Here is a 20,424-nt window from a genome sequence, read left to right on the forward strand (position 1 = left end):
ATGAAGGAACGTCTCAGGCTGGGCGACCCGGCAGACGTCGGCCGGCTGCTTCGCGAGGAGAAGTTCCGGGTCGATCACCCGTTCCGGGTGTCGCGCCGGGTCTTCGGAGCATCCACGCTGGATCTGGAGGGAAGCGAGCACCTCAAGAGGAAACGCGGGTGGTGGGCCGGCTTCGGGAAGCAATGGGCCGGCAGCGTCACGGTCCAGGAAATGGTTGACTCCGCCGTCGCTGACGGATTCGCGCGTGCGCGCGACAGCAACGACCTATTGCAGGGCTGCGTCTACATCCCCAACCGCATCGTCCTGGACCTCCTGGACCTCCCTGAGGTCGACCCCATCGAGCACTACGAGAGCCTCAAGCCGGTGCTGCGGATCCTCGGCGGGCTTCCTGAGACCGACGACTCCGTAGCGCAGGCGAAGGACTACATCCAACGCCTCGTCCGAGACGTGACGGTGCCGTGGTTCTCGGACCTGCCGAACGAGGCCCGGTCGGCAGAGCTGGCCCTCTTCCTGGTGGCCGGCGCGGAGACTACCGTGGTCGCCCTGGAGGTCCTGACCTCCGCGTGGTGGAACGACGCGGATGCCGTAACGGACGCCGTGCGCAGTGCGGGTTCCGCGAGTGTCGTCATGCGCCTGTTGACGCAGGACGCCCCGTTGGGCCTGACGACACGCTATGCCTCCCGAGATGTGTTCATCGACACGGTCGGCCAGATACCACGAAACACCTTGATCGAAGTGGATTTGGCCAGTGCGAGCCTGCAATTGGGCATCGGTGAGACTGACGATCGCCGCAAGGTTCAGAGCTACGTCTTCGGGGCGGGAGCGCATCGCTGCCCTGGGGACCGCCTGGCGATGCTGGAGGCGCAGGCCTACCTGGAAGGGCTGCTCACCCTGGACGCTTCCGCGTACGCGCCTGTCGCCGCAGCCGAACCGCGGCCGTCGACGTTCCGGCATTTGCCATGGCAAGCACTGGAACGGACGACGAACTCGCGTGCCGGCGCTCCAGCTGAGAGAAGCGTCGGTGATGCATAGAATTCTGGTCGGTACCGCCGGACCAGCACATTTTCCGAACTTCCAGTATGTGATTGGGGACCCTGAGACCCGCCATGCTGTGGTCGTGGACCCTGCGTGGGACAGCGAGGGCATCGCCCGAAGAATTCAACGTGAAGGCTGGAGCCTGCAGGCGGTAGTGCTGACGCACGCGCATTCGGACCACGTCAACGGAGTTGCCGAACTGGTAAGACTCCTGCCGGCTCCCGTGTACCTGTCGGGTGTGGAAGCCGCCTACTACGGCTTCGACGAACCGGGGACGGTGCACTGCCGGGACGGCGAGACGTTGAAGGCTGGCTCCATCGAGGTAGGTGTGCTGGAGACACCCGGCCATACGGTGGGGTCGTGTTGCTTTCTTGTAGGCGACGCCCTCTTTGCTGGCGACACGCTGTTTCCTGAAGGCATAGGTTTCACGCACTTCGAGGGCGGCTCTGCCTCAGCCCTCTACGACAGCGTGCGGCGGTTGGATAACGAGATCTCCGAGGACGCTCGGCTCTATTCCGGACATCGGTACCGACGCGGACCCGGGCTAACCTTCGCAGAGCTTCGGCGACTCAATGTCTATTTCCACTTGTCCAACCGCAAGGAGTTTGTCGAGTTCGCCGATAGGCGGACGGTGGCGACGTCCCACGATCGGCTCCTGGCCAAGACGTCAACGACACTCCCCGATATTCATGGGTTGACTTGGGGTGATGGTGTGCTCCCCAACGCTTGACACCATCGGGCTCGCGGTAGATCGCCCAGTCCAAGCCGATCGCCCCGTAGGACCGCCGAGCACTCCGCGGGAACGAACGGCTCGGCTCAACCGGCGACGTCCACGACGACCTTGCCCTCGGCGGTGCCGCCGGCGACCAGGTGGTGGGCGTCCATGACCGTGTCGAGCGTGAACCTGCGCTTGTCCAGTCGGGGGCGCAGCGCGCCGGCATCGGCGAGCGTCGCGATCTCGCGCAGAATGGCGCCGTGGTGTTCGCGGCCCCGCCCGGTGAGCATCGGCAGCAGAGTGAACACGCCGGAGTAGGTCGCGCCACGGAACGACAGCGGGGCGAGCGAGTGTGAGCCCCAGCCCAGCGCGCTGACGACGTGCCCGTGATAGGTGCGCACCGCCGCGAACGACGCGTCGAGTGTCGCGCCGCCGACGTTGTCCACGACGATGTCGAATCCCTCGCCGCCGGTGTACCTCTCGACGTACTCCTCGACAGTGCTCGTGGTGTAGTCGATCGGCACGGCGCCCAGGCTCTCGATCACCCGTACGCTCGCCGGCCCGCCGGTGGCGTACGCCTCGGCGCCGCGGGCCTGGGCAAGCTGCACGCCCACGTATCCGACCCCGCCGGCACCGCCGTGCACCAGCACCTTCTGCCCGGCGTGGACCCCAGCCCGGTCGACCAGCCCCTCCCAGGAGGTGACCGCCGCCAGTGGCAACGCGGCGGCCTCCCGCATCGAGAGGCTCCTCGGCTTGTGGGCCAGCATCCGGGCGTCCACTGCGGCGTACTCGGCCAGCGAACCCTGGAGGTCGCCCACGCCCCCGCACAGCCCGTACACCTCGTCCCCCGACTCGAAGCCGGTCACGTCCGCGCCCACCGCCGCGACGACACCGGCAAGGTCCAGGCCGAGCACCGCAGGCAGCTCGACACGCGCGTGCGCGGCCTTTCCCGCCTGGATCTTCGTGTCGAGCGGGTTGACTCCACTGGCGACGACCCGCACCAGCACCTGCCCGCGCCCGGGGGTGGGTTGATCGATCTCCTCGACCGTCAGTGGAACGTCGAACTCCCGCAACAACGCGGCGCGCATAACCATCCACACTCTCCGTGATCGAGGCTTCAGGTGGACGCTATCCGACCGGATAGGTGCCGGGGCTGGTTCCTCGCGGACCGCGCCGGTGTCCGCCGGAACTTTCCGCCGATCCGGCCGACCACCCGGATACCGGCCGTGATGGCTGGTCAGCTTTTGTCATCTGAGGAAGAAGATCGCCACCTCTTGAAAAAAGTCTCGCGAGGGTGAGGATATCCAGATGCGTCGTCTCCCTCAGACTTGCGGGCGGGTGGTCTCGGGCCTCCTCGCGTTCCTCCTCGCCTCGGCGGTCGCCCTCCTCGCGTCCGGCCAACCCGCCGCAGCGCACGGGACCCTCGCCGAGTCCACACCGGCGAGCGGCGCCACCGTTCGCGAGCCGTTGACGTCGGTGCGGCTGTTCTTCACCGAGAAGGCCGCCGCCAACGCGTTCTTCACGATCACCGCCCCGGGCGGCACCCGTGTCGACAACGGCTGGTCGCAGGGGGAGCCGAAGCCACTCGACAAGCCGGTACGCGAGTACTTCCTGGTCAACGGGCAGTTCGAGCCACGGGAGTACACGACGGGGTTCCCCGCGGTGGTGTCCGTCGCCCACCTGCCCGCCAAGGGTCAGTATTCGGTGAGCTACCTGTCGGTCGCCTCGGACGGCGACACCGTGCGGGGCACCCTGACCTTCCGCTACGACGGGCGGGTGACGGCGGCGCCGAAGGGTTGGAGCCCGCCGTCGACTCAACCGGACCCGGCGCTGGTGGCCGCCACCGAGCAGCACAACACGTCCGGGCAGGCCTCGGCGGTGCCGACCACCGCGGACGATCCGACGACCCCGCCGGCTGCGGCCGCCCCGTCGACCGGGTCGACGAAGGAGAGCGGTCCCGGGGCGCTGGCCTGGGCCGGCTGGGCGGCGGCGGTCGCGGCGGTCGGGGCGGCGGTCGGGTTCATCATCCGGCGTCGCCGATCCGCCGGCACTCCCACCGGCCGGGGCCGTGCCTCGGCGGTGACCTCCGGTCGACGCGGCGGTGGCGCCCGTACCACGAACAGGGCCGGCACTGGCAAAACCGTTGGCGGCAAGGCTGCCGGGGACAAGACCGTCGGCAAAGCCGGCGCTGGCAAGGTCGGCGCGGCGAGCGGCGTCGTCGCGCGTACCGCGAGCGACAAGCGGCGTCCCACCACCGTGCCGGCGGCGCGCAAGGGCAACACGGTCGTCACGGCCCGCACGGGCGTCGCGGTCGATCCGACGCCCACCGATCAGGTGACCAAGGCCCTCGCCAGCACGGACGGCGAGCTGACGGTCGACCCCGGTCAACGGCCCGACACGGACCTCGCCGCCGCGACGCCTGGGTCCCGGTTGAGCAACACCCACCTGGCGTTGTTCGTCGGTGGGCTGATGCTGGCCCTGCTGGCCGGGTTCGGGTTGGCCCGTATCGGCAGCGCCGACGAGAGTCCGGCGACCGGCAGTTCACGACCGTCAGCCGGTGGAGCGCCCGACTCGGGCCAGGTGGGCTCCGCGACCGACGGGCACCAACATTCGGCCGGCACGGGGCCGCACACGCATCGGGGTGACGACGCGACGGGCGCGACGCTGGCGACCGGCACGACGGTCAGCGCCGGTGGGTACACCCTGCAACCGCTGGAGCGGTCCCAACCCTCTGGTGTACGCGCCGATTACCGGTTCCGCATCGTCGGGACCGACCGGCAGCCGGCAACGACCTTCGCGGTCGTCCACGACAAGCCGTTGCACCTGATCGTGGTGGGCCGCGACCTGTCCGGCTACCAGCACCTGCACCCGACGATGGCGCCCGACGGCACCTGGAGCGTCCCCCTGACGCTGGCCCGACCCGGCGGCTACCGCGTCTACGCCGACTTCTCCGTCACCGCGGCCGACGGCACGCAGCAGCCTCTGGTGCTGGGCGTCGACCACACTGTGCCCGGCGCGCACACCCCGACCGCGCTGCCGCCGGCGCAGGCGCAGGCGACGGCTGGTCCGTACACGGTGTCGATGACCGGCACCCCGACTGTGGGGGTGACGGCGCCGATGCACTTCCAGGTCAACGGCGCCGACACTGCCACGCCCGCCCTGGAGCGGTACCTGGGCGCGTACGGGCACCTGGTGGTGGTTCGTGAGGGTGACCTCGGCTACGTGCATGTCCACCCCGAGCCGGAACTGGTCGACGGGACCGTCAAGTTCTGGCTGACCGCGCCGAGTTCAGGCCGGTACCGGGCCTTCTTCGACTTCCAGGTCGCCGGCAAGGTGCACACCGGGGAGTTCACGATCAACGTTCAGTGAGCCCGGAACTTTCTCCCAGCTGCGGCCGACCACCCTCCCAGCCGCAACCTTCGGAGGAAGAACACATGCGCACCACCAGCCCGAACGCTTCACGCCGCCGCTCGGCAGCCATCCTCGCCGCCGCGATCCTGACGGTGGGCCTCGCCGGTTGCGGCTCGTCCGACTCTCCGTCGACAGCGCAGGCGGGACCGCCGGCACCGACCTCGGCCAACCCGGACGCTGGTGTGCTCGGCATTCGTGACCCGTGGGTGAAGGCGGCCGACAAGGGCATGACGGCCGCCTTCGGGACCCTCGTCAACGACGGCGACATCGATGTCACTCTGACGAGTGCCACGACGTCGGAGTCGCCGATGGAGCTGCACGAGATGGCCATGAAGGACGGCAAGATGGTCATGCGGCAGAAACAGGGCGGCATCGTGATCAAGGCCAGGAGCACGCACGCCCTGGAGCCCGGGGGTGATCACCTGATGCTGATGAACCTCACCAAACCCGTTCAGGCGGGCGACGAGCTGACCTTCACACTGACCTTCGCCGACGGCAGGACCCAGCAGTTCCGCGCCATGGCCAAGCCGTTCACCGGCGCGCAGGAGAGCTACGCCCCCGGGCACGGCGAGCCGATGCCCGGCATGAGCGCCACGCCGGAGATGAGCATGAGCCCGGCATCGTGACGCGGATACCACCTGTCCGACCGCTGAGCAGGCGTGGCCTGCTCACCGGCGGAGCACTGGCCGCCGGCGGAGCCCTGGCCGGCGGTGCCGCCATCGCCGCCACCAGTGTGGGGAGGGCCGGGCCACCGCCCGCGGCGGTTGCCGACACGACGCCGGTGGCGTCCGTCGGCGGCCTGGTCGAGCCGTTCCACGGCGCTCGGCAGGCCGGGGTGGCCACCGAACCGCAGGCGCACGCGTCGTTCGTGGCGCTCACAGTGCGGGCCGGCGTCGACCGGGCCGCGCTGGGTCGGATGCTGCGGTTGCTCACCGACGACGCCGCCCGGCTCACCCAGGGCCGACCTGCGCTGGCCGACACCGAGGCCGAACTCGGGCTGCTGCCGGCACGGTTGACGGTGACCTTCGGCTTCGGGCCGGGCCTCTACCGGGCGGCCGGCGTCGACGACCGCCGGCCGGCATCGGTCACCGAACTGCCGTCGTTCCGCATCGACAGGCTTCAGCCAGCCTGGTCCGGTGGTGACCTGCTGCTGCAGATCTGCGCGGACGACGCGATCTCCGTCGCCCACGCCCAGCGAGTCCTGATCAAGGACAGCCGACCGTTCGCCACAGTGCGGTGGGTCCAGCAGGGCTTCCGGCGCGGCCCCGGTGTCGAGCCGGGTGGCCACACCCAACGCAACCTGTTCGGTCAGCTCGACGGCACCGCCAACCCCCGACCCGGCGCACCCATGGACACCGCTCTCTGGGTCGCGGACGGCCCGGTGTGGCTGCGCGACAGCACCACAGTGGTGCTCCGACGGATCAGCATGAACCTGGAAACCTGGGACCTGCTCGGCCGGACCGACCGTGAGCTCGCCGTCGGGCGACGGCTCGACACCGGCGCCCCGCTCACCGGCACCGCGGAACACGACGAACCCGACTTCGCCGCCACCGACGCCGACGGCCTCACCGTCATCCCCGACTTCTCCCACCTGACCCGCGCCCACGTCACCGACGATCGGCTGAAGATCCTGCGCCGGCCCTACAACTACGACGGGGTGCCGACGGCGGAGGGCCACGCGGACAGCGGACTGATCTTCACCTCGTACCAGGCCGACATCGCCCGACAGTTCCTGCCCATCCAGCGCCGGCTGGCCGACCGGGACCTGCTCAACGAGTGGACCACGCCGATCGGGTCCGCTGTCTTCGCCATCCCGCCCGGCTGTCAACCGGGCGGGTGGATCGGCGAGCAGGTGCTCGGATGACCACGCCCACCGTCATCGCCGTACCCTCGTCCCGCCGCACCGCCGTCCGGCTCGGCGCGGCGGTGCTCGCCGTCCTCGTGGCGGTGCTCATCCCGGCCGGCCCGGCCTGGGCGCACAACTCGCTCAAGACGGCCACGCCCGCTCGGGACGCGACAGTGCCGAGCGCACCGACCGAGGTCACGCTCGAATTCATGCAGCGACTCGACCCGGCGTTCACCACCATCGTGCTCACCGACACCGCCAAGCGGAAGCTTCCCACCAGCGAACCGGTGGTCACCGGAGCGAAGAGCACGGTCCAGGTGACCGACAGCCTGCCGAACGGGACGTACACGGTCGCCTACCGGGTCGTCTCCGTGGACGGGCACCCGGTGCAGGGGTCCTACCCGTTCACTGTGGCCGATCCGACGTCCAGCGCAGCGCCGGTTGCCAACGTCAGCGCGTCAGCGCCCACCCCGTCCGCCGCCGCACAGTCCGGCGGTGGTCCGAGCGCCGGTGTCCTCGTCGCGGTTGCCGCGCTGGCCCTCCTCGTCCTGCTGACCTCCGGGCTGCTGTGGCGGCGGGCGGCCCGGCGCTGATCCGACCCGCCCTCGCGCGGTCCGCCCGCCGCCCGGGTCATCGGGAACCGACCCTCGGGAACCGCCGGCGTCTCTCCCCCGACTATCAGTCAGGGCCGACGCGACACCTCACCGGGCGACCAGACCAGTACGGGAAACAGCCTCGGGCGCTTCCCGACTCTTCGATCGGATCACCATGTCTCTCACCGAACTGTCCGGCACGCCGACGCCGGAGCCCGCCACCACCACCGAGAAGCCGGCCCGGCCCGCCCGGCGCACGTCACCGTTCGGCGCGCTGCTGCTGCGGCTGCACTTCTACGCCGGCATCCTCGTCGGCCCGTTCCTGGTGGTCGCCGCACTGACCGGCCTGGCCTACACCACGACCCCGCAACTCGACGCGATCCTCTACGGCGACCAGCTGACTGTCGCCCAGGTGGGTGACCGTCAGCTCCCGCTGGCCGAGCAGATCGGGGCCGCGCGCAACGCGCACCCCGACGGCAGCATCACCACAGTGCAACCCGGCGACGGCGACCGGACCACCACTGTGGTGTTCTCCCTGCCCGAGCTGGGCGAGAACCAGCACACCGTCTACATCAATCCGTACACCGGCGAGTCCCAGGGGCAGCTCACCACCTGGTTCGGGTCCACGCCGGTCACCACCTGGCTGGACGACCTGCACCGTCACCTGCACCTGGGCACTGTGGGCGAGCACTACTCCGAACTGGCCGCGAGCTGGCTGTGGGTGATGGCGCTCGGCGGGGTCATCCTCTGGTGGCGTCGACGCGGCGCCGCCCGAGCCGCCGCCCGGCACCTGCTCGTGCCGGACCTGTCCACCGGTAAGGGGGTCCGCCGTACCCGGGGATGGCACGCCACCACCGGCATCTGGCTCACCGTCGGACTTCTCTTCCTCTCGGTCACCGGCCTGACCTGGTCCCGCTACGCCGGCGCGAACTTCGCCGCCGGCCTCGACGCGCTCAGCGCCCGCACCCCGGAGATCTCCACCAGCCTCACCGCCGCTCCGCCCGCCCCTGCCGAGACCGGCGGGGGCCACGAGCACGGTGCCGCCGGGGCGGGCGGGGTCGTCGAGTCGGCCGCCTTCGACCGGGTCCTGGCGGTCGCTCGCGGCGCGGGCCTCTCCGGGCCGGTCGAGATCAGCCCCGCGCAGGAGCCGGGCTCCGCCTGGACCGTCACGCAGGTCGACAACACCTGGCCGGTAAGGAAGGACCGCATCGCCGTCGACCCGGCCTCGGACACGGTGACTGCGCGCAGCGACTTCGCCGACTGGCCAGTGCTGGCCAAACTGAGCGGCCTCGGCATCCAGGCCCACATGGGGATCCTCTTCGGCCTGGTCAACCAGATCCTGCTCGCCGCGCTCGCCCTCGGCCTGCTCTGCGTCATCTTCTGGGGCTACCGCATGTGGTGGCAACGCCGACCCACCCGCGCCGACCGCCGCGCGTTCGCCGGCACGCCGCCAGCCCGCGGCAACGTACGCGGCCTGCCGCTCTGGGCGCTGCTGATCGGGGTGCCGGTGACCGTGGCGATCGGCTGGACGCTGCCCCTGTTCGGGCTCACACTGCTCGCTTTCCTCGCCATCGACGTGGTGGTGGGTGCGGTGTCCCGACGCCGACGGCCCGCCGCGGCTCCCACCTCCCCGGCACCCGCGGGGAGCTGAGTCCACCGATCCGGCCGTCCGTCCTCGGACGGACGGCCGGACGCTTCGCTCAGATCACCACCTGTTTGGTGTTCGGCAGGCTGTCGACGATCGACTTCTGCACGTTGATCGTGTCGGCGATGACCTCGTGCGGCGTGTTTGCCATCCACTGCATCACCGAGATGTCCTCGAACCGGGGATGGCGGAACATTTCCAGGAACACCAGTGGCTCGTCGCCGGTGTTCTCGATGTAGTGGCCGTACGCGAACGGGACGTAGCCCACGTCGCCGGCCTGGAAGTCGAACGTCCGGGCCGCGGCCTGCGAGGCGAAGACACCCATCCGCCCGGTTCCGGAGATGTAGTACTGCCACTCGTCGGTGGTGGGATGCCAGTGCAACTCGCGCATCCCTCCCGGCTCGACCTCCACCAGGGCCGCGGCGGTGGTCACGGAGGCGGCGAAGTTGGTCGAGTCGGTGATCCGGACCGTTCCGCCGCGGAATCGCTGCGGGGTCTGCGCGAGCATCCGGTGCTTGAAGCTTCGTGGGATGTCGCCGGTCGGGCTGACCACCCGGTCCTGTTGCAACGGTGGTGGGACGTCGCCCTGGAAGATGTACTTCTCCCGCTCGGGCAGGTTTTCCATCTGTTCCAGCGTCCAGCCGAAGTTCTTGGCCAGCACGTGTCGCGGCGTGTGGGCGAAGAAGTCGCTGAGCAGGAAGGTGTTGTTCTCCGAGAACGCCCCGTCGTCGAAGACCAGCAGAAACTGCGCGCCGTCTTCCAACGCCTGGATGTTGTGCGGCACGCCCTGCGGAAAGAACCACAGGTCGCCCGCCTTCACGTCCTCGATGAAGTTGCGGCCCTCGTGGTCGACGGCGCTGATCCGGCAGCTGCCGCTGAGCATGTACGCCCACTCCGACTGCTGGTGCCAGTGGATCTCCCGGTACGCGCCCGGCTCGAGACCGAACTGGACGCCGGACAGCTGACTGGCGATCGGCAGGTCGCGGTTGGTGACCTCCCGGGTCCAGCCGCCCTTCTCCACCCGGGTGTGCGCCTGCGAGAACGAGAACTTGAGGTTGGGCACCAGCCGGCTGTCGGTCGTCGGTGGAACCAGCAGGTCCGGGTTCTGCCGCTCGAGCTCGACGTTGCGGCCTGCGAGGGGCGGGGCGCCCTGGTCGCCGCGCCGCGGCTCGGGATCGCTGTTCGCCATGATCGCTGTCTCCTCACTCGGGTTGGATCGGATGGGGCGCGGGAACGGACCCGCCCCGCAGCCGTAGCCGCGACGAGATCCCCAGCAGGGCACGCAGCCCGGGCCAGCCGTACTGGACCGCGATCGCGACCGGGATCGCCACGGCGGTCGCCACCAGCACCAGGCGGGTCCACGCCGGAGCGTGACCACCCACCCCGGTGCTGGCGTAGAGAACGAACATCAGCAGTACGACCCGAAGCCGACGCAGACCGGGAAGTTCGGTGAGTTGGGCCATGATTCGATGATCGGCGGCGGACGTCGCCCGTCGCATCCCGTGATCGCGCCATTACCAACTGCGGAATCCCGGACGGTGCTGGCCATTCGGCGCAATCGGCGTCGGTTCGTCGATCTGGTCGCCCGTACCTGCCGCCGTGGCTAGGCTCGGTCGCAGGACGGCCTTTCGACGCGCCTGGTAACAACCGGGGAGAACGCCATTGTCCGAATCACCCTTCACCTGTGGAACGCCTCCGGCCGACGACATCGCCGCCGACGCCGAGCAACGCCGGCACCGGCTGTTTGCCACGGCGGACCAGCTCCGGCTCGCCGGACGCGGGATGGAGGCGCTGCACGTCCTGGCCGCGGAGATCGCCACGAGTCGCAGCGGCGAGCGCCACCGCGCCCTCCTGCTGGGTCGCCTGGCGCAGATCGTGGCACTGGAGCAGCCGACCATCGCCATCGCCGGCCTGCGGGAGGCGTTGAACCTCCGACTGGACGCTCCCAGCCGCGGCACAGTGCTCGCCCTGGTCGCCACGGTCGCGGCCCGCACGGGACATCCGGACACCGATGCCCTGCTGCGCTACGCGGGCACCGCGCACGCCGCTTCGGGTGATCAGGCGTCCGCTCGCCATCTCGCCCTCGCCCGGGCCGCACGCTCGCTCGCGCACGGTGATCTGCCGGGTGCCCAGGCGGTGCTGGCGGCCCTGGACCCGGACTCCTGGGCGGCACGCGCCGACGCCCAGTCCATCCGGGCGGAGCGGATCCTCGTGCAGCTGGGTCTGGGCCGGTACCAGGACGCGCAGGCTGCGACCCGCCAGCCGCCCGAGGCGACGGATGTTTCACTCACTCGGCTGACCGCGCTGGACTGCCTGCGCATGGTGGCCGTGGGAGAGCTGCCCGAGGCGGCCGCGCTGGCCGTCACGACGCTCAGCTCCGGCTCTGCGGATCTCAGCAGGGAGGTGCGTGCTCTGTTGGTGGCGGTGATCGGCGAGGTCCGCTACCGCCGGGGCGAACACGACGATGCCCGGGCCATCCTCCGCGCCTGCCTCGCCGAGGACCGATGGCCGGACCGTTCGATGTGGACGTTGGCGTTCTGTGTGGCGGTGCGCGACCCCGCCCTCAGCGCGTCGGCCGACCTGCTCAGCACTGTCGTCGCCGACCTGCACCGGTCGGTCCGGTCACTGGTGCCGGTGCCGCACTTCGGCCCCCGACTGGTACGCGCGGCGGTGGTGGCCGACGACACCCGGGCCGCCCACCGGGTCACCGAGCTGGTGGAGCTGGTCTCCACCCGTACTCCGGTGCCGCTGTGGCACGCGCTGGCCGATCAGAGCCGAGGGTTGCGCGACGACGACCCGGATGCCCTCCGGTCGGCGGTGGACCGGCTGCGCACCACCGCCGCGCGGCCGGCGCTGGCCGACGCGTTGCTCGACCTCGCGAACAGTTCCCGGACGCGGTCCGGGGAGGCACGCGATGCCGCGCACGAGGCGGCTGCCCTCTACGCCCGGATCGGCGCTCCCGGCGATCAGGCGATCGCGGACCGGCGCTGCGCCGATCTCGCCGCCACACCGCGGCACCGGCGGTCGATCGACGAGCCGCCAAGCCGGGGCATCGGCGCGCTCACCCCCGCCGAGGAGCGGGTGGCCGAGATGCTCGCCGCGGGTGCCACGAAGAAGGAGGCGGCCAGGAGTCTCTTCGTCTCCTTCCACACCGTGGACACCCAACTCCGCTCCATATACCACAAGCTGGGCATTCACAATCGGATGCAGTTGGTACGGGCCTGGGAACGGACCAGACGATAATCAGCCGATGACCGCGCCAGCCGACCTGACCCCGCTCGCCGAAGCCGTGGAGTGCGAATTCATGCACTCCTACGAGTCCCAGGCGCCCGGGCCCACGTACACCGATCTCGGGATCGCGACCACCCGCATCGGCGGCGGTGTCGCCCTCGCCATGCGCAACGATCCCTCCGGCGGGTACTGGAACAAGGCCCTCGGCTTCGGCACCACCGAGCCGTTCACAGTGCAGACCCTGGATCGCGTCCTCGACTTCTACCGGGAGCAGGGCGTCGACCAGGCAGTCCTTCAGCTCGTGCCGTCGGTGCTGCCGGCGGGCTTCGACGAGGTCGCCGCCGCGCGCGGGCTTGAGCCGGGAAGCACCTGGGTCAAGCTCGCCGCCCGCCCGGGCGACGTCGCCGCGACGCAGACCCGTCTGCGCGTCGCCCCGGTGCCGGCCGCCGAGGCGCGGCGTTGGGCCGACGTGCTGCTCACCGGGTTCGGCATGCCGACCGGTGGGCTCACCGACATGCTGGCCGCGACTGTCGGCCAGCCGGCGTGGCGACCGTACGCGGCCTGGGACGGCGGCGAACTGGTCGCGGGCGGCAACCTGTTCCTGCACGGCGAGGCCGCCTCGCTCAACGCCGCCGCGACGGCCACCGGGCACCGCGGCCTCGGGGCGCAGTCGGCGTTGATCGCGGCCCGCGCCCGAGCCGCGACCGAGGCGGGATGCCGGTGGCTGTTCGCCGAGACCGGCAAGCCCGCGCCCGGTCAGCAGAACCCGTCGCTGAACAACATGCGCCGGGCCGGGCTGGTGCCGCTCTACGAACGTCGCAACTGGGTCTGGCGAGCAGCTAGCTGAACCCGCCCCGCCGCTGTCACTTCTCGCTGTCGAGCAGCGCCATCATGGCGGTCGCGTACCGCTGGCCGGAGGCGGCGCCGGCCGGCACGGCACGCTCGATCTCGTCCAGCGCGTCCTGGTCGAGCACCAGGTCCACCGCTGCCAGCGACTCGGTCAGCCGGTCGCGCCGCCGCGCCCCGACCAGCGGCACGATCTGTTCGTCCTGTGCTGCCACCCAGGCGATCGCCGCCTGGCTGGTGGTCGCCCCCAGCCGCTGTGCGACCCGGCCGAGCGCGTCCACCAGGCGCAGGTTGGCGGCCAGGTGCTCGCCCTGGAACCGTGGGCTGTTGGCCCGGAAGTCCGTGCCGGTCAGCGCACGGTCGGCGGACCAGTGGCCGCTGAGCAGACCTCGGGACAGCACCCCGTAGGCGGTCAACCCGATGCCCAGCTCGCGCAGCGCCGGCAGGATGGTGGCCTCCGGGCCCCGGGAGAGCAGCGAGTACTCGATCTGGACGTCGCTGATCGGCGCCACCGCCGCGGCCCTGCGGATGCTGTCCGCGCCCACCTCGGAGAGCCCGATGTGCCGGATGTGGCCGGCCTGCTGCATCTCCAGCAGCGCGCCCACTGTCTCCTCGACCGGCACCTGCGGGTTCAGCCGCGACGGCCGGTAGATGTCGATGTAATCGGTCCCCAACCGTCGCAGTGAGTACGCCAGCCGGTCCTTCACCGCCGCCGCCGACACGTCGTACGGTGCCGCCTGGAAGCCGCCGTCGGGTGTCCGGCGTGCGCCGAACTTGACGCTGAGCACCACCTCGTCCCGGCGGCGCTCCCGCAGCGCGCGGCCGATCAGCATCTCGTTGTGACCCGACCCGTAGAAGTCCGCGGTGTCGATCAGGTTCACACCGGCGTCGATCGCCGCGTGCAGCGTCGCGATGCTCTCCGCCTCGTCGGCCGGCCCGTACAGGTCGGACATGCCCATCGCGCCGAGCCCGATGATCGACACCTCCGGCCCGGAGGTACCCAACCGTCGCCGTCGTAGACCCGTCATGTCCCTCGTCCCCTTCGGTCGTCGTCGCGGTGCGTCGTGGTTTCCGGGCACCGCTGTGTACGCTGTGTCCATATAACCAGCAAGTAGACAACGTGTCCATATAACCGGGAGGACCAGTGGCCGAGCTCACGCCGGACGCCCAGAGGCCAGCGCGCCGTGGTCGCGGCCGCCGCCCCGCCGATCAGGTACGCGCGGAGATCCTCACGGCCGCGGGTGAACTCCTGCTGGCCGAGGGCATGGCCGGCTTCACCATCGAGAGGGTCGCGGCCCACGCCGGGGCCAGCCGGATGACCATCTACAAGTGGTGGCCCTCCAAGGGAGCGCTCGCCCTGGACGGCTACTTCACCGTCGTCGCGCCCACCCTGGCCTTCACCGACACCGCCGACATCGTCGCCGACCTGACCAACCAGCTCGTCGCCTTCGTCCATCTGGTGCGGGACACCACCGCGGGGCGGGTCGTCAGCCAACTCATCGGGCAGGCGCAGACCGATCCGGAACTGGCCGCCGCCTACCGCGAGCGCTACTCCGGACCCCGTCGGGCCCTCGCCGTCGAAATCCTCACCAGGGCCATGGCCCGGGGGCAGCTACGCGCCGACATCGACCCCGAATCCGTCGTCGACCAACTCTGGGGCGCCTGCTACCACCGGCTCCTCATCGCCGACCTGCCGCTCACCGAGGAGTTCGCCCGCACCCTGGTCGACAACCTCATCCGCGGACTGCGTTGACCGCCGTAGCTCACGCCCGGCGATGCCAGTCGTCAATGGCTCACCGGCCCGCGCCGGCCACAGGGAGCTCCGGAGCCTGGCCGGCCCGACGCGGTCGCCGTGGCTCACTCGGGCGGCTTGGCCCCCGACTGCTCGCTGACCATGTACGCCGCGTACCAGTCGGGCCAGTTGTCGTCGTGCTCGCCCGTACGCTTCTCGTGCTCCCCGTGCGCGGCGGCCGCGCGCCGAAGCGCGCTCGCCAGGTCGCTCGTGGAACCGAACGACGTGAGGCCACCCTCGATGCGTCCGGGAAGCCTGGTGGTGATCTCCTGCATCAGCCAGGTGTTGCCGTCCGGGTCGCGCAGCGTGGCGCGCGAGACGTAGCTGCGCCGCTGCGGGTCCGGCCCGTCGACCGGGCCGCTCGGGCTGACGTGGAAGACGTCGCCGACCTCGACACCGGCGGCGGCGACCGCGTCGTGGGCCGCCTCGATGTCGGACACGATCAGGTACGCCATCGCCGAGCCGGGGGCCGCCGAGGTGAGCCCGGCGCCGAACTGTACGGAACACGCGGAGCCGTGCGGCGTCAACTGGACGATGCCGGGCGGGGTCTGGTCGAGCCGCCACCCGAGCCGTTCGTAGAACGCCTTCGCCCGGTCGACATCGGAGACCGGGATGACAATCACCTCAAGCTTGACGTCCAGGCTTTCGATGCGCGACGTCGCACTCGCGTCACCCTGGGCCACCTTCGGGCTCATCGCCGCCCCCTTCCTGATCACCACGCTACTGCTTGCATCAGTGCTCGGCGCCGGCTTCCCGGCATCAGCCCGGCGCCATCCGGGTGGCCCTGCGCACCCCCAACAGGGCGACCAGGGCGAGGAGAATGACGGCGACGGAGTACTCGTCGGCGGTCCTCGGCAAGCCGCCGGCGTAGACCACGAGGAAGCCGGCGATCACCGTGGGCAGACCGAAGCCGACGTAGCAGACGACGTAGAGCACGGACAGCACGCTGGCGCGTTGGTGCGCCTCGACCAGCGGCATGACCGTCTTGAGGCTGCCCTGGAAGCCGCTGCCGAAGCCGACGCCCCCGAGCCCGAGACCGACGAAGAAGATCGGGACCGACTGCGCCATGACCGCCACCAACGTGACGACCATGCCCAGGATGAGCGCGACGATTCCGGTCAGGATCACGGTCCGCGCGGCGGTGTTGCGCTGTACCAGCACGGCGATCGACCCGAAGACGGCGAAAACGAAGAGGACCAGACCACCGACCACGATCGACGTGTTCATGAGGCTGCGGATCAACGCCGGGCCGAGCGCGCCGAAGAACCCGGCCAGCGCCCACACCGCGAAGAGCACCGGGATGACGACCAGGACGGGTTGGCGCACCGAGCGGGGCAGCGTGATGTCCGGCCGCAGGCTGCCTCGGGCCCCGGCCATCGGGGTGACGGTCTCCGGCATCAGCGCGACTCCAACGGCCTGGATCAGCAGGATCACGAGCAGCACGAGGTACACCAGTCGCGTCGGCGCGGGCAGGAACTGGATGAGCAGCGCCGAGAGCAGCGCGCCGCTTCCGGTGCCGATGCCGGGGGCGATCGAGTTCGCGAGCGTGCCCCGGGCCCTGTCGATGTCGAGCATGGCGGCGCCCACGGCGCCGGTGGCGGCGCCGGCCGCCAGCCCCTGCACGAGGCGGGCGACCAACAGGGCAGCAACGCCGTTGGCGACGATGAAGACGACCAACGCGAGCATCTGCACCGCGATCGCGACGGCCAGCACCGGCCGTCGACCGACGTGGTCGGAGAGCCTGCCGAACGTGAGCAGCGACGCCAGCACCGCGAGGGCGTAGACGGCGAACACCACCGTGGTCGTGACCGGCGAGAAGTGCCAACGTTCCTGGTAGACACCGTAGAGCGGGGTCGGGGCCGCCGACGCGGCCAGGAAGGACACCAGGATCGACGCCAGCAGCACCAGGGAGACCGTCGGTGTGAGTCGGGCCCGCCCCGCGATAGGCATGTCGGTGCTCCTCGGCTGCGTGAAGGACGGTCAGCCGGGGCGTTCCGCCGGCCCTGAGGGCCACGGGGGCGTACCCACTTGGCGCCGGCACATGCCCGCTCAGCCCTCGGTGTCCTGGCCCGTCGCCGGGAGACTCGCCACGCCGCGGGCCAGCGCGTCCCTGAAGTCGCGGTACCGGTCGGGGCCGAGCGTGTCGGCGAGCTTCTGCTCGATCAGGTGCACGAAGCCGTCGGAGGCCGCGATGAAGCTGAGACCCCGATCCGTCGGCACGATCAATTTTGCCCGGCGGTCGGCCGGGTCGGGCGTACGCCGGACGTAGCCCAGCCGTTCCAACTCGTCGAGAATCGCGCCCATCGTCTGCTTGTTGCGACCGGCCAGCCGGGCCAGCTCGCCGGGGCGGGTGCCCTCGGCGTCCAGGTACGCCAGGACCGCGCCGTGGCGCGGACGGACGTCGTCGAACCCCTGCTCCGCCGAGCGGCGGAAAATATCCCGCTGGACGCGTGCGGAGAGCTGCACGGCCAGGATCCCGAGGTCGGGGTCCTGCTCCTTCAGTGTGCTGCGCTTCATAATTTGGTCCAATCATTGGATGGTACAAGTTATGGACTATATCGTCGTCGGCGACCGGTGGGCCGACCTCGGTCCGCCTGACCGAGAGGATGACCATGACCATTCTGATAACCGGGGCAAACGGCACGGTGTCGCGGGAGATGCTGCGGGAACTGGCCGGCAAGCAGCCGGTCCGCGCTCTCGTCCGGGACGCGTCGCGCACACCGGGGCTGGACGGGGTCGAGTACGTCGTCGGCGACCTGGACCGCCCCACCACGCTGACCCCGGCGTTCGAGGGGGTGACGACGCTGTGGCTGCTGATGCCGATGGGCCCGCTGGCACCGAGCCAGAGCATGAACGCGGTGTGGGCGGCCCGACAGGCCGGCGTGCGGCACATCGTCCGGCTCTCCGCGATCGGGGCCGCGCACGACGCGCCCACCCGCAACGGCCGACTGCACGCGCTCTCCGACGCGGAGCTACAGCAGTCGGGTATCCCCTGGACCATCCTGCGACCGAGTCACTTCATGCAGAACCTGCTCGGCGCCAAGGCCGGTGAGCACCTCTACGGCCTCTTCGGTGACGCGCGGGTCGGTCTGATCGACGCCCGGGACATCGCCGCCGCGGGAGCGGCGATCCTCGCCGCACCGCAGCAGCACGAGGGCATGATCTACACGCCCACCGGCCCGGAGAGCATCACCCTCGACCAGGCCGCCGACGAGATCGCCCGCACCCTCGGCCAGCCGGTGCGCTACGTGCCGCAGAGCCCGGAGCAGGCACGCGACGGCCTGCTCCAGGCCGGCCTCGACCAGTGGTCGGCCGAGGTCCTCGCCGAGTACCGGGTCGCCTACGGTTCCGGATGGGGCGACTTCACCAACGACCATGTCGAGCGGATCGTCGGCCGGCAGCCGCGGACCTTCGCCGAGTTCGCCAGTGATCACCGCGAGCAGTTCGCCAGCGTCTGATCCGTCGACGGTTCGGCGCGGTGCCCTCCGGCGCGACTCCGCCGGAGGGCACCGCCGCGCGGTTCACTGGTCCGGCGGGCCCTCGTCGTCCGGCATCATCGTCGAGTCCCGCTCCGTCGTTCGAAATCGCTGCTGATAGGCGCGCGGCGGCACCCCCACCCGGGCGAGAAACATCCGGCGCAACGTCTCCGGGCTACCAATGCCGACCTGTTGGGCGCAGGCGGTGACGGATTTCCCGGCGTGCAGCAACCGGATGGCCGCGTCGACCCGCACGCCCTCCACGTACTTGCTGGGGCTGCTGCCGACCTCCTGCCGGAACATCCGGGAGAGGTGGCGGGGGCTGACGTGCGCCCGGGCGGCGAGGGCCGTCACCGAGTGGTCGTCGGCCGGGTCGGCAGCCACCGCGTCGATGACCCGCCGCAGCACCGGAGTGCGCGGTCGGGGCAGAGCAAGCGACGGCGAGAACTGCGACTGGCCACCGGGCCGTTGCAGGAAGACCACGAGCGACTGGGCCACCGACCGGGCGACCTCCGGACCGTGGTCGCGCTCCACGAGGGCCAGCGCGAGGTCGATGCCCGCGGACACGCCGGCGGAGGTGAAGATCGTCCCATCCCGCACGAAGATCGCGTCGCTCTCGACGCTGACCTGCGGAAATGCGGCGCCAAGCAACCGCGCGTGCTGCCAGTGCGTCGTCGCCCGCCGACCGTCCAGCAGGCCGGCGGCGGCCAGGACGAACGCGCCGGTGCAGACCGCGGCGGTGCGATCGGCGCCGCCCGACAGCGCTGCGGCGGCGGCGGTGAGTTCGGCACTGATCGGGCGCAGCGCCAGCACGTCGCCGCCGACCACGAGGGCGGTCCCGACGTCGGTCGCCGCATCGGCCGCGCCATCCACGTGGACGCGCAGGCCCGTCGAGGCACGGACGGCGGCACCATCGCTGGAGCGCACCTCCAGCTCGTACCGGGCGCCGAACTTGGCGGCCTCGGCGAAGACCTCGAACGGTCCGGCAAGGTCCAGCAACGTCATGCCGTCGAAGACGAGGGCCGTGACCCGGTGTACCCCCGCCGCCCGGCTGCCCACCGCGTCAACCCCTTCCGTTGTTGTCCTGATCTGAGGGAAGCATGGCAGATAGGACGGGGCAGGCGGCGGGTCAGGCGGGTGACGCTGGACGCATCGGAGCCCAGCTGAGCTCCCCAACCGACAGGACCGTGATGAGCCAGACAACGATCGCCGGCATCGAGATCCCCGACTCGCAGCTCGCCACCGACGCCACCGAACTGGTCCGCCAGGCCACCGACGACCTGCTGTTCCATCACTCGCGGCGGGTCTTCCTCTTCGGCACGCTCCAGGGTCGGCGGCTCGGCCTGAAGGCCGACCCCGAGCTGCTCTACGTGGGAGCAATGTTCCACGATCTGGGACTGACCGAGCGCTACCGCCGCGACGATCAGCGCTTCGAACTCGACGGCGCCGACGAGGCACGCCGCTTCCTCCGATCCAACGGCATCGGCGAACACGAGGCCCGACTCGTCTGGGAAGGGATCGCCCTGCACACCACGCCCGAGGTTCCGTACCGCCTGGAGCCCGAGGTCGCCCTGGTCACCGCAGGTGTCGAAACGGACGTGCTCGGGATCGGCTACCACGAGTTGTCGCCGGCCGACATCGCGGCGGTCACCACGGCACACCCGCGGCCGAACTTCAAGCGGGCCATCGTCGACGCCTTCGCCGCTGGTTTCCGGCACCGGCCGGACACCACCTTCGGGACCGTCAACGGCGACGTGCTGGAGCACCGGGTGCCCGGCTACCGCCACATCGACTTCGTCCGGGTCATCGAGGGCTCCGCCTGGCCCGAATGAAC

General features: G+C 70.6%; 20 protein-coding genes. 12 read left to right on the forward strand and 8 right to left on the reverse strand.

Features of this window, described 5'->3' with window-relative positions:
* Complete coding sequence (locus AB0B94_RS06570) at positions 1–1,032, forward strand: hypothetical protein (RefSeq protein ID WP_357269198.1); 1,032 nt, start codon at positions 1–3, stop codon at positions 1,030–1,032.
* On the forward strand, positions 1,025–1,765 hold the full coding sequence (locus AB0B94_RS06575) for an MBL fold metallo-hydrolase (protein WP_357269886.1): 741 nt from the start codon (positions 1,025–1,027) through the stop codon (positions 1,763–1,765). Before AB0B94_RS06570 ends, AB0B94_RS06575 begins: the two co-directional genes overlap by 8 nt.
* Positions 1,766–1,851: 86 nt before the next feature.
* On the opposite strand, the gene AB0B94_RS06580 is transcribed toward AB0B94_RS06575, so the two are convergent.
* The gene (locus AB0B94_RS06580) at positions 1,852–2,844 is read right to left on the reverse strand and encodes a zinc-dependent alcohol dehydrogenase family protein (protein ID WP_357269201.1); all 993 of its coding nucleotides are present in this window, start codon (positions 2,842–2,844) and stop codon (positions 1,852–1,854) included.
* 244 nt (positions 2,845–3,088) lie between these two features.
* On the opposite strand from AB0B94_RS06580, the gene AB0B94_RS06585 reads away from it, so the two are divergent.
* The 5 genes from AB0B94_RS06585 (at position 3,089) to AB0B94_RS06605 (ending at position 9,251) form a co-directional block, all read left to right on the forward strand.
* Positions 3,089–5,119 (forward strand): copper resistance protein CopC, encoded by a 2,031-nt coding sequence (locus AB0B94_RS06585; protein ID WP_357269204.1) that lies wholly within the window; start codon positions 3,089–3,091, stop codon positions 5,117–5,119.
* 65 nt (positions 5,120–5,184) lie between these two features.
* A complete protein-coding gene (locus AB0B94_RS06590) occupies positions 5,185–5,787 on the forward strand; it encodes a copper chaperone PCu(A)C (protein WP_357269207.1) in 603 nt (200 codons plus the stop codon).
* Between the two features lie 23 nt (positions 5,788–5,810).
* The gene (locus tag AB0B94_RS06595; RefSeq protein WP_357269889.1) at positions 5,811–7,025 is read left to right on the forward strand and encodes a Dyp-type peroxidase; all 1,215 of its coding nucleotides are present in this window, start codon (positions 5,811–5,813) and stop codon (positions 7,023–7,025) included.
* Positions 7,022–7,600 (forward strand): copper resistance protein CopC, encoded by a 579-nt coding sequence (locus tag AB0B94_RS06600; protein WP_357269210.1) that lies wholly within the window; start codon positions 7,022–7,024, stop codon positions 7,598–7,600. The genes AB0B94_RS06595 and AB0B94_RS06600 overlap by 4 nt, the downstream gene beginning before the upstream one ends.
* Before the next feature lie 175 nt (positions 7,601–7,775).
* On the forward strand, positions 7,776–9,251 hold the full coding sequence (locus AB0B94_RS06605) for a PepSY domain-containing protein (protein WP_357269213.1): 1,476 nt from the start codon (positions 7,776–7,778) through the stop codon (positions 9,249–9,251).
* A 49-nt stretch (positions 9,252–9,300) separates the two neighbouring features.
* Here the strand turns inward: AB0B94_RS06605 and AB0B94_RS06610 are convergent, their stop codons facing one another.
* Both AB0B94_RS06610 and AB0B94_RS06615 read right to left on the reverse strand, forming a co-directional pair.
* Positions 9,301–10,434, reverse strand: a complete 1,134-nt coding sequence (locus tag AB0B94_RS06610) for an oxalate decarboxylase family bicupin (protein ID WP_238667792.1) — start codon at positions 10,432–10,434, stop codon at positions 9,301–9,303.
* Between the two features lie 13 nt (positions 10,435–10,447).
* A complete protein-coding gene (locus tag AB0B94_RS06615; RefSeq protein WP_357269217.1) occupies positions 10,448–10,708 on the reverse strand; it encodes a hypothetical protein in 261 nt (86 codons plus the stop codon).
* 199 nt (positions 10,709–10,907) lie between these two features.
* Here AB0B94_RS06615 and AB0B94_RS06620 point away from each other — a divergent pair, with 199 nt between their 5' ends.
* Both AB0B94_RS06620 and AB0B94_RS06625 read left to right on the forward strand, forming a co-directional pair.
* Positions 10,908–12,488: a helix-turn-helix transcriptional regulator gene (locus tag AB0B94_RS06620; protein ID WP_357269220.1), complete on the forward strand. Its 1,581-nt coding sequence runs from the start codon at positions 10,908–10,910 to the stop codon at positions 12,486–12,488.
* Between the two features lie 7 nt (positions 12,489–12,495).
* Positions 12,496–13,323 (forward strand): hypothetical protein, encoded by an 828-nt coding sequence (locus AB0B94_RS06625; protein WP_357269223.1) that lies wholly within the window; start codon positions 12,496–12,498, stop codon positions 13,321–13,323.
* A gap of 16 nt (positions 13,324–13,339) precedes the next feature.
* Here the strand turns inward: AB0B94_RS06625 and AB0B94_RS06630 are convergent, their stop codons facing one another.
* Positions 13,340–14,350, reverse strand: a complete 1,011-nt coding sequence (locus AB0B94_RS06630) for an aldo/keto reductase (protein ID WP_357269226.1) — start codon at positions 14,348–14,350, stop codon at positions 13,340–13,342.
* A 116-nt stretch (positions 14,351–14,466) separates the two neighbouring features.
* Here AB0B94_RS06630 and AB0B94_RS06635 point away from each other — a divergent pair, with 116 nt between their 5' ends.
* Positions 14,467–15,075: a TetR/AcrR family transcriptional regulator gene (locus tag AB0B94_RS06635; RefSeq protein WP_357269229.1), complete on the forward strand. Its 609-nt coding sequence runs from the start codon at positions 14,467–14,469 to the stop codon at positions 15,073–15,075.
* A 104-nt stretch (positions 15,076–15,179) separates the two neighbouring features.
* Here AB0B94_RS06635 and AB0B94_RS06640 read toward each other — a convergent pair whose 3' ends face one another.
* The 3 genes from AB0B94_RS06640 to AB0B94_RS06650 all read right to left on the reverse strand — a co-directional run bounded on the left by AB0B94_RS06640 (position 15,180) and on the right by AB0B94_RS06650 (position 17,643).
* Positions 15,180–15,809, reverse strand: a complete 630-nt coding sequence (locus AB0B94_RS06640; protein WP_357269232.1) for a VOC family protein — start codon at positions 15,807–15,809, stop codon at positions 15,180–15,182.
* Between the two features lie 64 nt (positions 15,810–15,873).
* Positions 15,874–17,064: an MFS transporter gene (locus tag AB0B94_RS06645; RefSeq protein WP_357269235.1), complete on the reverse strand. Its 1,191-nt coding sequence runs from the start codon at positions 17,062–17,064 to the stop codon at positions 15,874–15,876.
* A 99-nt stretch (positions 17,065–17,163) separates the two neighbouring features.
* Positions 17,164–17,643: a MarR family transcriptional regulator gene (locus AB0B94_RS06650; RefSeq protein WP_357269238.1), complete on the reverse strand. Its 480-nt coding sequence runs from the start codon at positions 17,641–17,643 to the stop codon at positions 17,164–17,166.
* Positions 17,644–17,726: 83 nt separating this feature from the next.
* On the opposite strand from AB0B94_RS06650, the gene AB0B94_RS06655 reads away from it, so the two are divergent.
* The gene (locus tag AB0B94_RS06655; RefSeq protein WP_357269242.1) at positions 17,727–18,572 is read left to right on the forward strand and encodes an NAD(P)H-binding protein; all 846 of its coding nucleotides are present in this window, start codon (positions 17,727–17,729) and stop codon (positions 18,570–18,572) included.
* A 63-nt stretch (positions 18,573–18,635) separates the two neighbouring features.
* Here the strand turns inward: AB0B94_RS06655 and AB0B94_RS06660 are convergent, their stop codons facing one another.
* Positions 18,636–19,649, reverse strand: a complete 1,014-nt coding sequence (locus tag AB0B94_RS06660) for a DJ-1/PfpI family protein (protein ID WP_357269245.1) — start codon at positions 19,647–19,649, stop codon at positions 18,636–18,638.
* A gap of 131 nt (positions 19,650–19,780) precedes the next feature.
* On the opposite strand from AB0B94_RS06660, the gene AB0B94_RS06665 reads away from it, so the two are divergent.
* Positions 19,781–20,422 (forward strand): HD domain-containing protein, encoded by a 642-nt coding sequence (locus AB0B94_RS06665; RefSeq protein ID WP_357269248.1) that lies wholly within the window; start codon positions 19,781–19,783, stop codon positions 20,420–20,422.
* Positions 20,423–20,424 lie beyond the last annotated feature (2 nt).

It is taken from the genome of Micromonospora sp. NPDC048986 (genome assembly GCF_040649335.1).
Taxonomy (GTDB): Bacteria; Actinomycetota; Actinomycetes; order Mycobacteriales; family Micromonosporaceae; genus Micromonospora; species Micromonospora alfalfae.